Origin of the sequence: Streptomyces sp. CBMA156, from assembly GCF_014596515.1 — a bacterium.
Classification (GTDB): domain Bacteria; phylum Actinomycetota; class Actinomycetes; order Streptomycetales; family Streptomycetaceae; genus Kitasatospora.
In genome coordinates this window covers 1-12,118 of the sequence record NZ_MSJQ01000053.1, presented here as the reverse complement: position 1 = coordinate 12,118, position 12,118 = coordinate 1, and the positions used below count along the sequence as shown (strand labels likewise).

9 protein-coding genes and 1 pseudogene are annotated in these 12,118 nt (G+C 75.1%); 3 read left to right on the top strand and 7 right to left on the bottom strand.

The features are described from left to right. Window positions 1–2,458: ATP-dependent helicase (locus tag BU198_RS04045; protein ID WP_188295431.1), on the bottom strand; the 2,458-nt coding region annotated here is incomplete at its 3' end. 124 nt (window positions 2,459–2,582) lie between these two features. Further along, window positions 2,583–4,043 (bottom strand): annotated as a pseudogene (locus BU198_RS04040) (PD-(D/E)XK nuclease family protein); the annotation flags it as partial. Between the two features lie 763 nt (window positions 4,044–4,806). Between BU198_RS04040 and BU198_RS04035 the strand changes: the two are divergent. Both BU198_RS04035 and BU198_RS04030 read left to right on the top strand, forming a co-directional pair. After that, the gene (locus tag BU198_RS04035) at window positions 4,807–5,424 is read left to right on the top strand and encodes a DUF4126 domain-containing protein (protein ID WP_188295430.1); all 618 of its coding nucleotides are present in this window, start codon (window positions 4,807–4,809) and stop codon (window positions 5,422–5,424) included. 11 nt (window positions 5,425–5,435) lie between these two features. Continuing rightward, entirely contained in the window at window positions 5,436–6,950 is a 1,515-nt protein-coding gene (locus tag BU198_RS04030) for a phytoene desaturase family protein (RefSeq protein ID WP_188295429.1), read from the top strand. Between the two features lie 11 nt (window positions 6,951–6,961). Here BU198_RS04030 and BU198_RS04025 read toward each other — a convergent pair whose 3' ends face one another. Both BU198_RS04025 and metF read right to left on the bottom strand, forming a co-directional pair. Then, window positions 6,962–7,858 (bottom strand): hypothetical protein, encoded by an 897-nt coding sequence (locus BU198_RS04025; protein ID WP_188295428.1) that lies wholly within the window; start codon window positions 7,856–7,858, stop codon window positions 6,962–6,964. Window positions 7,859–8,086: 228 nt separating this feature from the next. Continuing rightward, window positions 8,087–9,001, bottom strand: a complete 915-nt coding sequence (gene metF / locus BU198_RS04020) for a methylenetetrahydrofolate reductase [NAD(P)H] (RefSeq protein WP_188295427.1) — start codon at window positions 8,999–9,001, stop codon at window positions 8,087–8,089. Window positions 9,002–9,198: 197 nt separating this feature from the next. On the opposite strand from metF, the gene BU198_RS04015 reads away from it, so the two are divergent. Continuing rightward, the gene (locus BU198_RS04015; protein ID WP_317619952.1) at window positions 9,199–10,329 is read left to right on the top strand and encodes a polyprenyl synthetase family protein; all 1,131 of its coding nucleotides are present in this window, start codon (window positions 9,199–9,201) and stop codon (window positions 10,327–10,329) included. A gap of 58 nt (window positions 10,330–10,387) precedes the next feature. On the opposite strand, the gene thiE is transcribed toward BU198_RS04015, so the two are convergent. The 3 genes from thiE to BU198_RS04000 form a co-directional block, all read right to left on the bottom strand. Further along, window positions 10,388–11,041 (bottom strand): thiamine phosphate synthase, encoded by a 654-nt coding sequence (gene thiE, locus BU198_RS04010; RefSeq protein WP_188295426.1) that lies wholly within the window; start codon window positions 11,039–11,041, stop codon window positions 10,388–10,390. Further along, the gene (locus BU198_RS04005) at window positions 11,041–11,406 is read right to left on the bottom strand and encodes an Rv2175c family DNA-binding protein (RefSeq protein ID WP_188295425.1); all 366 of its coding nucleotides are present in this window, start codon (window positions 11,404–11,406) and stop codon (window positions 11,041–11,043) included. The genes thiE and BU198_RS04005 overlap by 1 nt, the downstream gene beginning before the upstream one ends. Window positions 11,407–11,448: 42 nt before the next feature. Continuing rightward, the coding region (locus BU198_RS04000) for an oxidoreductase C-terminal domain-containing protein (RefSeq protein ID WP_188295424.1) at window positions 11,449–12,118 on the bottom strand (670 nt) is incomplete at its 5' end.

Sequence of the window (12,118 nt, the reverse complement as noted above, 5' to 3'; positions counted from 1 at the left end):
CCTCGGCGACCCGGCGGCGGGCGTGCTGGGCGGCCGGGTCCAGCGGCAGCGGCCAGGGGCGCTCGACGGGGGACGCCAGCGCCGGGTTCTCGGCCCCCTTCTCCGGCTGCTCGGCCCAGCGCTCGATCTCGCCCGCGCCGGGCCGCTCGCAGTGCTCGCGCAGCTGCTCCAGGAAGGCGGACGGACCGCGGGCGGTCTTCTGGCTCGGCCCCCACCAGTGCCCGGAGGCCAGCAGCAGCGACCTGGGCCGGGTGAACGCCACGTAGCCCAGCCGCAGTTCCTCGACGCCGGAGTGGTCGGCCAGCGCCTTCCTGAACGCCGTCATCGACTTCCCGTTCCACTCCCCGCGCACGTCCGGGAGGGTGTCCGCGTCCCCGCGCAGGGCGTGCGGGAGCACGCGCTTGGTGCTCGTCCAGCGTTCGCGCGGGCTCGACGAAGGAAACGCGCCCCGTACCAGGCCGGGGACGGCCACCACGTCCCACTCCAGGCCCTTGGACTTGTGCGCGGTGAGCACCTTCACGGTGTCCTCGCCGCCGGGCAGGCTGCTGTCCAGGCCGCGCTCGTACTGCTGGGCGGCGCGCAGGAAGCCGAGGAAGGCGGCCAGGCCGGGGTCGCCGTCGAGATCGGAGAAGGAGGCGGCGACGTCCAGGAAGGCGTGCAGGGTCTCCCGCCGCCGGGCGGCCAGGGCCTGCGGGGAGGCCGTGAGTTCGACCTCCAGGCCGGTGACGGACAGCACCCGGTGCAGCACGTCCATCAGCGGGTCGGCGAGTGAGCGGCGCAGCTCGCGCAGCTCGGCGGCGAGCCGGGCGAAGCGCACCCGCGCCTCGGCGGAGAACGGCAGCTCGTCCGGCTGGTCGCCGTCGAGGAAGGTCTCCACCGCGTCGGCCAGCGACACCACCTCGGTCGGGTCGGCCTCGGCGACCGCGGCGGCCAGCGCCTCGACGCCCTCGGCCCGGTCGGTGCGCACGAGTTCGGCGGCCCTGCGGCCGAGCAGCGCGAGGTCGCGCGGGCCGATCCGCCAGCGCGGGCCGATCAGGAGCCGCACCAGCGCGGCGTTGGCGGTCGGGTCCTGCAACACCTCGCAGACCGCCACCAGATCGGCTACCTCGGGCAGTTGCAGCAGCCCGCCGAGGCCCACCACCTCGACCGGCACCTCGCGGGCGACCAGCGCGGCGTGGATGTCGGGGAAGGCGGCGCCGCCGCGGCACAGCACGGCGATCCGGCCCGGCGCGGTGCCGGTGCGCACCAGGTGGGCGATCGAGTCGGCCAGCCAGTCGATCTCCTCGGCGTGGGTGGGCAGCAGCGCCGCCCGGACGAAGCCGTCCTGCTCGGCGCCGGGGGCGGGGCGCAGCGCCTCGACGCCCTCGTGCATCTCGCGCAGCGGGGCGGCGAGCACGTTGGCGAAGGCGAGCAGCCGGCCGCCGCTGCGGCGGTTCTCGCTGAGCGCGTAGCGGCCGGCGGGCCGGCCGTCGGCCTTCGGGAAGTGCCGGGGGAACTCGTCGAGGTTGGCCACCGAGGCGCCGCGCCAGCCGTAGATCGCCTGGCAGGGATCACCGACGGCGGTCACCGGGTGGCCGCTGCCGGTGCCGTCGGGGCCGGCGCCGAAGAGTCCGGCGAGCATCAGCCGCTGGGCGACCGAGGTGTCCTGGTACTCGTCGAGCAGCACCACCTTGAACTGGCCGCGCAGCAGTTCGCCGACCTCCGGGCGCTGCTGGGCCAGGCGGGCGGCGGCGGCGATCTGGTCGCCGAAGTCCATCAACCCGGCGGAGCGCTTGCGGCGCCGGTAGTCCTCGACCAGGCGCAGCAGTTCCAGCCGGGCCCTGGCGGTGGCCGGGACGGCCCGCAGGTCGTCGTTGGTCAGCTTGACGGTGGCGAGGGTGTCCAGCAGCCGTTCGTCGAACTCGCGCAGGGTCTGCGGCTCGACCAGGTGCTCGGCGAGTTCGCCGTCCAGGGCGGTCAGGTCGGCGACCAGGTTGGCGAAGGTGCCGGTGAGCGCGGGGAACGGGCCGCGGGCGGTGCGCAGCACCTTGGCGGCGAGCTGGAAGCGGGTGGCGTCGGCGAGCAGCCGGACGTCCGGTTCGATGCCGATCCGCAGGCCGTGTTCCTTGAGGAGGCGGCCGGCGAAGGCGTGGTAGGTGGAGATCTCCGGGTCGCCGAGCGGCTCGGCGGCGTCCCGGTCGACGGCCCCGGCCCTCAGGAGGGAGGCACGCACCCGCTCGGAGAGCTCCCCGGCGGCCTTGTTGGTGAAGGTGAGGCCGAGCACCTCCTCGGGCCGCACCGCGCCGGAGCCGACCAGCCAGACCACCCGGGCGGCCATCACGGTGGTCTTGCCGGAGCCGGCGCCGGCCACGATCACGGCCGGTTCCAGGGGGGCGCCGACGGCCGCCATCTGCTCCCGGTTGAACGGGATCCCCAGCAGCTCCTTGAGCTGGTCGGGATGGCTGAGCACGGCGGTCACTCCGCAACCGTAACCGGAGTGGCGGACAATCCTCATCCGACCGCTTCGGGCGCAGACGGCCGACCGGCTCGGGCACCGTCACTCGACCGCTTCGGGCCCCGTCACCCGTGCGCTCCGGGCACCGTCACTCGACCAGCTGGGCGCCGTCGCGCTGGGCGGAGCAGCTGCGGCGGAAGGAGCAGCGGTCGCAGCCGCCGCCGGTCTGCGGGACGAAGCGCTCGGCGAGGACCTTCCCCGCCGCCTCGGCGAGCAGGTTCTCGATCCACGGCTCGCCCTCGGGCGGCTCCTGCCGCTGGATCCTGGGTGCGTCCTGGGCGGCCTTGGCGGCGGGCTCGCGCAGGTGGACGAGTTCGGCGCCGCCGGTGTCCGGCGGGTGCTCGGTGAAGCCGGGCAGTTCGTTCAGCGCGCCGGCCCGGACGGCGAGCTGGTAGACGGCGAGCTGCTTGTGGTCGGGCAGCGACTTGTCGGTGGGTATCTGCTTGCCGGTCTTGAAGTCGACCACGTAGGCGCGCCCGGCGGCGTCCTTCTCCACCCGGTCCATCGAGCCGCGGATGCGCACCGAGACGCCGCCGACGTCGAGGGTGACGTCGAAGCCGTGCTCGGTGGCGACCAGGTCCCGGCCGCGTTGCAGGACGTGCCAGTTGAGGAAGCGCTCCAGGGCGGCGCGTGCCTCGGTCTTCTCCTGCTGGGACTTCCAGGGCGCGTCGAAGGCCAGCGCGTCCCAGACGGTGTCCAGCCGCTCCATGAGCACGGCGAGGTCGGCGGGGGTGCGGCCGGAGCCGACCTCGTCGGCGAGGGCGTGCACCACGTTGCCGAAGCCCTGGGCGGCCGAGCCCGCGCCGCGCGCCTTGACCTCCTTGTCCAGGAACCACTGGAGGGAGCAGCTCTCCAGCTGCTCCAGGCCGCTGCCGGACAGCCGGACGGGCACGTCGGCGCTGCGCAGCGGTTCGGGGGCGGAGGTCGGGTCGTCCAGGCCCCACCAGCGCTCGGGGTGGGCGGCGGGCACCAGCGGCAGCCCGTCCTCGTCGGCGGCGGCGGCAAGGGTGGCGAGCCGTTCGGCGGCGGCGCGGCGCAGTTCCGGCGAGCGGGCCGGGTCGACGGTGACCGCGCGCAGTTCGGCGACCAGCGCGGCGACCGACAGCGGGCGGCGCGGGCGGTGGGTGACGTCCTCGACGGTGACCGGCGGGGTGCGGCGGACCACCCTTCCGGTCCTGGGGTCGACGTCCTCGCGGTAGAGCTCGCGCAGGAAGCGGGAGGGTTCGTCGCCGTCGTCGGCGGGGGCCTTGACGGCGGTGACGATCAGCCGCTCCTTGGCGCGGGTCGCGGCGACGTAGAAGAGCCGGCGTTCCTCGCCGAGCAGCGCGCCGGGGGAGAGCGGTTCGGCGAGGCCGTCGCGGCCGATCCGGTCGGCCTCCAGCAGGGAGCCGCGGCGGCGCAGGTCGGGCCAGAGGCCGTCCTGGACGCCGGCCACCACGACCAGGCGCCACTCCAGGCCCTTGGAGCGGTGGGCGGTCATCAGCCGCACCGCCTCGGGGCGTACGGTCCGGACGGTGAGGGTGTCGGCGGCGATGTCCTGGGCTTCGAGTGCGGTGGGCGTCGGCGAGCAGGTCGAGGGCGGCCGGCGGAGCGGCGATCCGGCGCAGCACGGGGTGAACGTCCCCTCCGGCGGGGCGTGCACCGGACGGACCCGGCAGGTACGGCAGGGCGGCGGAGCGGAGGCGGGCGGTGACGGGCTCAGGGTGACTGATGGTCATGGTCTCCCCCTTCCGAGGCAGCGCGCGGACCGGGCGGCCCGTGCCCCTCCATCGTGACCGGCACCACTGACAATCCGGCCTCGTCCGCCGTCATTCCCCGGGAACGGGCCGGAAACGGGCGTAGCGGCGGCGGGCGCGGTCCTCCCCCGGTCCGCGCCGCCGCCGTGCCGTCGCTCCGCCGCTCCCCCCGGGGCGGCGGTGGCGAACTCCCCCCGCGGCCGGTCTCCCCCCGGCCCGCTCCGCCGCCCCGTGCCGGCGGTGCGGGGACCGTGACCAGCCCCGTGGCGGACCGTCCACCCGCCTCCCCCGGCGTTCGCGGCCGGGAGACGGACGGATCCGCCGCCCGGGCGGGCCCGGCGCCCGACGCGCCGCCCTCCCGGGTGCCACCACTCTCCCGTCTCCGCAGGTCGGGGGCCATCCGTTGACGTACTCAACCGGGGATCTGAGTATCCGTACTCAGTCCGCCGCACGCCGGCCGCCGGAACCGCGACCCGCGCCCACGGCGTCCCGGCTGCCGGTACGGTACGGCGGGGCCGGCGGAACCGGCCCGGGTTCCGAGGAGGGGGACGCGATGACCACGAGGAGGGGGACGCGATGACGGTCCTGCCGCTGATCTTCACCAGCGGACTGGCCAGCGGCATCAACGCCTACGCGGTGGTGCTGCTGCTCGGCCTGCTGGGCAGGTTCGCCGACGCGGACTCGGTGCCGCAGGCGCTGGAGCGCACGGACGTGCTGCTGGTGGCCGCCGTGCTGTTCACGCTGGAGGCGGTGGCCGACAAGATCCCGTACGTGGACAGCGTCTGGGACGCCGTGCACACGGTGATCCGGCCGATCGCCGGTGCCACCGTCGGCGTGCTGATCGCGAGCAACGACCCCGGCTCGCTCAGCGAGGTCGCGGCCGGCGCGATGGGCGGCACCTCGGCGCTGGTCAGCCACCTGGTGAAGGCCTCGCTGCGGATGGCCGTCAACACCTCCCCCGAGCCGCTCAGCAACATCGTGGTCAGCATGGCGGAGGACCTCTCGGTGGCCGGCCTGGTCACCCTGGCGATCTTCCACCCCTGGCTGGCCGCCACGGTCGCCGGCGTGGTGCTGGCCGTCGGCCTGCTGCTGGTCTGGCTGGCGGTCAGCAGGATCCGGGCCTTCCGGGCCCGCCGCCGCGAACGCAGGGCCGCCCGGGCGGCCGCGGAGGGATCACCCGCCCGGCCGACCTAGGATCAGGTGCCATGGCACAGATCGTCATCATCGGCGCAGGAATGAGCGGGCTCGCGGCGGCCTCCCGGCTGGCGACCCTCGGCCACCGGGTGACGGTCTGCGAGGCCGGCGGCACGTACGGGGGCATGGTCGGGCGGTACGAGCGCGAGGGCTTCGCCTTCGACACCGGGCCCGGCCTGCTCACCCTCCCCGCGGTCTACCGCGACCTCGCGCTGAAGACCGGCAGGGAGCCGCTGGAGCAGCTGGTCGGGCTGGCCCCGGTGGACCCGGAGAGCCGGCACCTGTTCCCCGACGGCACCGCCGTCACCCTGCCCAACGCCTCCAGGGGCGGCGTCAGCCAGGCCCTGGACGCCGCCTTCGGCGCGGGCTCGGGCGCCCGCTGGAGCGAGGTGATGAACCACGGCCGGACGGTCTGGGAGGCCACCCGCCGCCCGCTGCTGGAGGAGCCGCTCCCGGCCGAGCGCGGCGTCCTGTCCCCGGCCGACCGGGCCGTCCTGGAGGCCGATCCGTACCCCGTCCCGCCGCGCACCGGCCTGGCCCGGCTGCGCAAGCCGGTCCGGTGGACCCTCGACACCGTGGCCCGGCGGCAGCTCGACGGCCACCCCGGCCTGACCGCCCTGCTGGGTGAGGCCGCGCTGCGGTACGGCCTGCCGCCCGGCCAGGCCCCGGCCGGGGCCACCGTGCTGCCGTACATGGAGCAGTCCTTCGGGGTCTGGTACGTCCGGGGCGGCCTGCGCGCCCTCGCGGACGCGGTGTACCGGCGCTGCGAACTGCGCGGGGTCGGGTTCCGCTTCGACACCCCGGTCACCCGGGTCGTCGTCGAGGGCGGCAGGGCCCGCGGGGTCGAGACGGCGGACGGCCGGATCGACGCCGACCTGGTGGTCTCCGCGATGGACACCGCCGCGCTGTTCCGCCACGGCCTCGCCGAGTGGCCGGGGACGGAGCCCGACGGGTGGGAACCGTTCGAGGTGCCCGGCCGGTTCAGCGTGCTGCTGGCCCTGCGCGGGCCCCGGCCCGAGGGCACCGTGCACCGGACGGTGGTGCACGCGGCCGACCCGGCCGCCGAGGAGAACGCCCTCACCCTCTCGGAGCCGCCCTGCGAACGCCCCACCGTCCAGGTGCTCCGCCCGGACGACCCGTCGCTGCGGCCCGACGACGCCCACGAGAGCGTGGTGCTGACCGCGACCGTCCCGGCCCAGGGCGACGTCGACTGGACGGCCCCCGGCGTCGCCGACCGCTACGCCGACCGGCTGCTCGCCCATGTGGACGGGGCCGGCCTGGGGCTGCGCGAGCGGGTGCTGTGGCGGGTCGTGCGCACCCCGGAGGACACCCGCAGGGAGACCGGCGCCCTCGGCGGCTCGGTCGCCCGCCCGGTGCTCGCCTGTTCGCATCCGGGGCTGCACGCCGCCAACGAGTCCCCCGTCCCCGGCCTCTACCTGGTCGGCGGCAACGCCCACCCCGGCGGCGGGCTGGCCCGCGTCGGCATGTCGGCCTGCATCGCCGCGGGGCTGATCGGCCCGGCCTGACGGCCTGCGGCTCAGCCCTGGTGCCAGGTGTTGTTCTGCTGCTGGTAGCCGTAGTTCTGGTCGTACACCGGCTGCTGCGGGACGCCCTGGGTGTGCTGCTCGGGCTGGGGCTGCCACTGCTCGTGCTGCTGGTGCTGCTGGGGCTGGGCGTTCGGGTCCCAGGGCTGCTGGTGCTGCGGCTGCTGCTGGTAGCCGGCGTACTGGTCCTGCTGCTGCGGGTAGCCGCCGTACGGGTCCTGCTGGTGCTGGGGGTAGCCGCCGTAGGGCTGCTGCTGGTCGTAGGCGAAGGCGGGCTGCTGCTGGGTCTGCCACTGCTGCTGGTCGTAGCCGCCCTGGTAGGTGGCGGCGTACGGGTCCTGGGGCTGCTGCGGGATCTGCGGCTGCTGCTCGTAGTACGAGGTGGCGTAGACGCCGTCCTGGGCGAGTTCCTGCATCTCGAAGGCGGCGGTCTGCTCGACCTCGGGCACCTCCGCCGGGAGCTCGTCCGGTACCGGCGCCTGCACCGGCACCGCGGCCGGGGTCTCCTCGACCGCGCTGACCTCGCCGATCCGCTTCCGGGCGACCGCGGCCGCCGCCACCGCGGCGGCGCCGCCGGTGAGGGCGCCGAGCAGCGGCACCTTGGCGAGCGGGCCCGGCAGGCTGCCGTCGGACTTCCGCAGGGACCAGCCGGCCTGGTGGCCGCGCTTGACCGCGAGGGTGACGAAGGTCTGGCCGACCGCGAACAGCGCGGCGCCGGCCCCGATCACCACGACCGACCCAAGGCTCATCCCGGCGGCCACGCCCAGGAAGCCGGTCAGGGCCAGGGCCCGCCAGTGCAGCGGCGCCCGGTTCTGCAGCAGCACCTCCGCGACCAGCCAGAGCGCCACCACCGCCAACGCGACGTACAGCAGCAGGTATCCGATGCCCATCCGCCCGCTACCTCCAGCTCGCGTGCCCACGCGTGTGCGCCGCGCGTGTGCGGCGACTGTACCGGTTCAACGGCCGGGGTACCGCATCGCGTTCCCACCCCCCGGACACCGGCCGCACACGTCCGGGCCCGCCACCGTCGGTACGGTGACGGGCTCGTGAACACCCGGCGCCGGCGCCGCGGGGACACCCGCCCGGCCCGGTCGCCGGCGCCGGGCCAGGACCGCCGCTCAGCGCTGGTGCAGCCCCAGGTTCTGGTAGATCTCCAGCGTCGCCGTCGAGTGGTTCAGCGTGATGAAGTGCAGACCGGGCGCGCCCTCGGCGAGGAGGCGCTCGGCCATCGCCGTGGCGTGCTCCATGCCGATGGCCCGCAGCGCCGCCGGGTCGTCGATGGCCGCCCGCAGGCGGGCCTCCAGGTCGGCGGGGAAGGCCGAACCGCTGAGCTGCGGGAAGCGCTCCAGCTGCTTGGCGTTGGTGACCGGCATGATCTCCGGGATGATCGGCGTCTCACAGCCGGCGGCCGTCACCCGGTCGCGCAGCCGCAGGTAGTCGTCCACCTCGAAGAACATCTGGGTGATCGCGTAGTCGGCCCCGGAGCGGACCTTCGCCACGAAGTGCCGGATGTCGTCGTCCCAGTCGGTCGAACGCGGGTGCATGTTCGGCGAGGCGGCGACGCCCACGCAGAAGTCGCCGATGCCCTTGATCAGCTCCACCAGCTCGTAGGCGTACGTGACGCCCTCGGGGTGGCTGACCCATTCGCCCATCGGGTCGCCGGGCGGGTCGCCCCGGACCGCGAGGACGTTCCGGACGCCCTGGTCGGCGTACTGGCCGATGATGTTGCGCAGCTCCGCGATCGAGTGGTCGACCGCGGTGAGGTGGGCGACCGGGGTCAGCGTGGTCTCGGTGGCGATCCGGCCCACCATGTTGACCGTGCGTTCGCGTGAGGAGCCGCCCGCGCCGTACGTCATGCAGACGAAGTTGGGGTCGAGTGGTTCGAGCCGCCGGATGGCGTCCCAGAGTTTCTGCTCGCCGACCTCGGTGCGCGGCGGCATGAACTCGAAGGAGAAGGAGCGCTTGCCGGCCGTCAGGAGTTCGCGGACCGTCAGTGCGCGATCCGTCCTCGTGGAAGCGATGCCGAGTGCCATGCTGGCAGGCTATCCGGCGTTCGAAGGGGCCGGACAACCCAGGTCCATTTATTGAGACAACAAGTGGACGGCGTTCCGGTTCACCCGGCGCCTCTCCGCGGCACCTCCGGGAGCGCCCCCGGCGCCGCCGCTCGCACATCCGTTCCCAGTCGCCCCGCTACGCTTGCTGCACCCCAGCGAACCAGCGGAGCCCCATCGTGACCTCGTCCAGCACCCGGCCGGCCAACCCCAGCGCGGCCAATCCCATTGACGTGGAGGACGTCCGCACCCGCGTCAACGCCGCGCTCGCCGCCTTCATCGACGGCCAGTCCGCGCTGCTCGGCAAGATCTCGCCCCAGCTGGTCCCCGCCGCCGACGCGCTGCGCGACTTCCTGCTGGACGGCGGCAAGCGGCTGCGCCCGGCCTTCTGCTACTGGGGCTGGCGCGGCGCCGGCGGCCCGGCCGGGGGCGCCACCGGCGAGGGCATCGCCAACGCGGCCGCCGCCCTGGAACTGCTCCAGGCCAGCGCCCTGGTGCACGACGACCTGATGGACCGCAGCGACACCCGCCGCGGCCTGCCCTCGATCCACCGCCGTTTCGAGGCGCTGCACCGCGACAGCGGCTGGCGCGGCGACCGCGAGCAGTACGGCACCTCCGCCGCGGTGCTGCTCGGCGACCTGCTGCTGATCTGGTGCGACGAGCTGTTCCTGCGCTCGGGCCTGGACCCGGCCGCGGCGCTGGCCGCGAAGCCGGTGTTCGACCTGATGCGCACCGAGGTCATGCTCGGCCAGTACCTGGACGTGCTGGAGCCGGTGGCCGGCGACTCCACGGACGAGGGCGCGCTGGAGCGGGCGCAGACCGTACTGCACTACAAGTCCGCGAAGTACACCATCGAGCGGCCGCTCCAGGTGGGCGCGCTGCTGGCCGGCGCCGGTCCCGGGCTGGTCGAGGCGTACGGGGCGTTCGGGCTGCCGCTGGGCGAGGCCTTCCAGCTGCGCGACGACCTGCTCGGCGTCTTCGGGGATCCGGCCGTCACCGGCAAGCCGGCCGGGGACGACCTGCGCGAGGGCAAGCGCACCCTGCTGGTCGCGCACGCGATGCGGGGCCTGTCGGCCACGGACGCCCGGCACCTGGACGGGCGGCTCGGCGCGCCGGACCTGGCGGCCGAGGAGGTCACCGGGCTGCGCGGGCTGATCGCCCGCAGCGGCGCCCCCGAGCTGGTGGAACGCCGGATCGAGGAGCTGATGCGGCAGTCGCTGGCCGCGCTGGAGGCGGCGCCGCTCGCCGACGAGCGGGCCCGAACGGTGCTGCTGGCACTGGCCGAGGCCGCCACCGTCCGCAAGTACTGACGGACGGCGGCGGCCTCCGGGCGGGCCGTACGGCCCGGGTGGGTCAGAGCCCGGGTGGTCAGAGCGCGGCGCGCACCCGGCCGGACAGTTCGGCGGCGGCCGCCCGCGGGTCCGCCGCGGCCGTGATGGCCCGGACCACGACGATCCGGCGGGCCCCGGCGGCCAGCACCTCGTCCAGGTTGCCGAGGTCGATCCCGCCGATCGCGAACCACGGCCGGTCGGTGGTCCGCTTCGCCGCGTACGAGACCAGGCCGAGGCCCGGCGCCGGGCGGCCCGGCTTGGTCGGGGTCGGCCAGACCGGACCGGTGCAGAAGTAGTCCACCCCGGGCTCGTCGATCGCCGCGTCCACCTCGGACTCGGCGTGGCAGGAACGCCCGATCAGCACGTCCTCGCCGAGGATCGCCCGGGCGGCCGGCACCGGCAGGTCGTCCTGCCCGAGGTGCAGCACGTCCGGCCGGGCCGCGTGGGCGACGTCGGCGCGGTCGTTGACGGCCAGCAGCCTGCCGTGCCGGCGGCAGGCGTCGGCGAGGACCTCCAGGGCCTCCAGCTCCTGCCTGGCCTCCAGGCCCTTGTCGCGCAGCTGGACGATGTCCACCCCGCCGGCCAGCGCCTCGTCCAGGAAGTCGGCGAGGTCGCCCTGCTCCCGACGGGCGTCGGTGCACAGGTAGAGCCGGGCGTCGGCCAGCCGGGTGCGCGGCGTGTCCGCCGCCATCAGATCAGCATCGCCTGGGCGCGGCGCTTCACCTCGGTGCCACGGTTCTCCCGCAGCGCCTGGATCGGGCTGCCGGGCAGCGACGGGTCCTCGGTGAAGAGCCACTCCAGGATCTCCACGTCGTCGTACCCGCAGTCCCGCAGGACGGTCAGGGTGCCGGACAGGTGCTTGACCAGGCCCGGGCCGTCGATGAACGCCGCCGGGACCTGCAGCGACTTGTTCGGCCCGCGCCGGACGGCGATCAGGCCGCCGTTCTTGACCAGGTCACGTACCTCGGTGACCCGGACCCCCCACTGCTCCGAGATGTCGGGCAGGTACATCCAGTCGGTGACCAGGGCTTCAATCTTGCTTTCGATCTCACTCACGCCACCAGACTGCCACCTCCACGGCCCACCGCGCACCAGGCGCTACCCCGCGACGGCCGCCTTCAGCGGCACCGCCGGGTCGGCCGCGCGGGCCGGGTCCAGCGCGGTGCCGCGCTCGATCAGCTTCCGCCCCTGGGTGAGGTCGCGCGGCCGGTCCACGGTCAGCAGCGCGCTGGGCACCCCGTCGCGCAGCCAGAGCACCGACCAGCCGCCGTCCTGCGGACCGCCGCGCCGGAGCGGCTCGTCGCCCTCGGCGTGCCGGCCGGCGTACTGGACCATCCGCCCGAACTGCTCGGACCAGAAGTACGGCACCGGGTCGTAGGCCGGCGCGTCCGCGCCCAGGACGGCGGCGGCCACCGCCTCGCCGGACTGCAGGGCGTGGTCCCAGTGCTGGACGGCCAGCCGGGCGCCGGCCCTGGCCGAGGGGTAGCTGACGCAGTCACCGGCCGCGAAGACCCCGGGCAGCGAGGTGCGCAGCCGCCCGTCCACCACGACGGCGCCGGCCGCGTCCAGCTCGACCCCCGTGCCGGCCAGCCAGCCGGTCGCGGGCCGGGCGCCGATGCCGACCACCACCTCGTCGGCGGGCAGGTGCGAGCCGTCCGCCAGCAGCACCGCACCGGGCTCGACGGCGGCCACGCCCACCCCGCAGCGCAGGTCCACGCCCGCCTCGGCGTACCAGGCGGCCATCGCCGAGCCGATCTCCTCCGGCAGC

Excerpts from the sequence above, each read along its gene's own strand:
- BU198_RS04035 (WP_188295430.1), top strand. The coding sequence starts at position 4,807 with ATGACGGTCCTGCCGCTGATCTTCACCAGCGGACTGGCCAGCGGCATC.
- metF (WP_188295427.1), bottom strand. The coding sequence starts at position 9,001 with ATGGCACTCGGCATCGCTTCCACGAGGACGGATCGCGCACTGACGGTC.
- thiE (WP_188295426.1), bottom strand. The coding sequence starts at position 11,041 with ATGGCGGCGGACACGCCGCGCACCCGGCTGGCCGACGCCCGGCTCTAC.
- BU198_RS04025 (WP_188295428.1), bottom strand. The coding sequence starts at position 7,858 with ATGGGCATCGGATACCTGCTGCTGTACGTCGCGTTGGCGGTGGTGGCG.
- BU198_RS04030 (WP_188295429.1), top strand. The coding sequence starts at position 5,436 with ATGGCACAGATCGTCATCATCGGCGCAGGAATGAGCGGGCTCGCGGCG.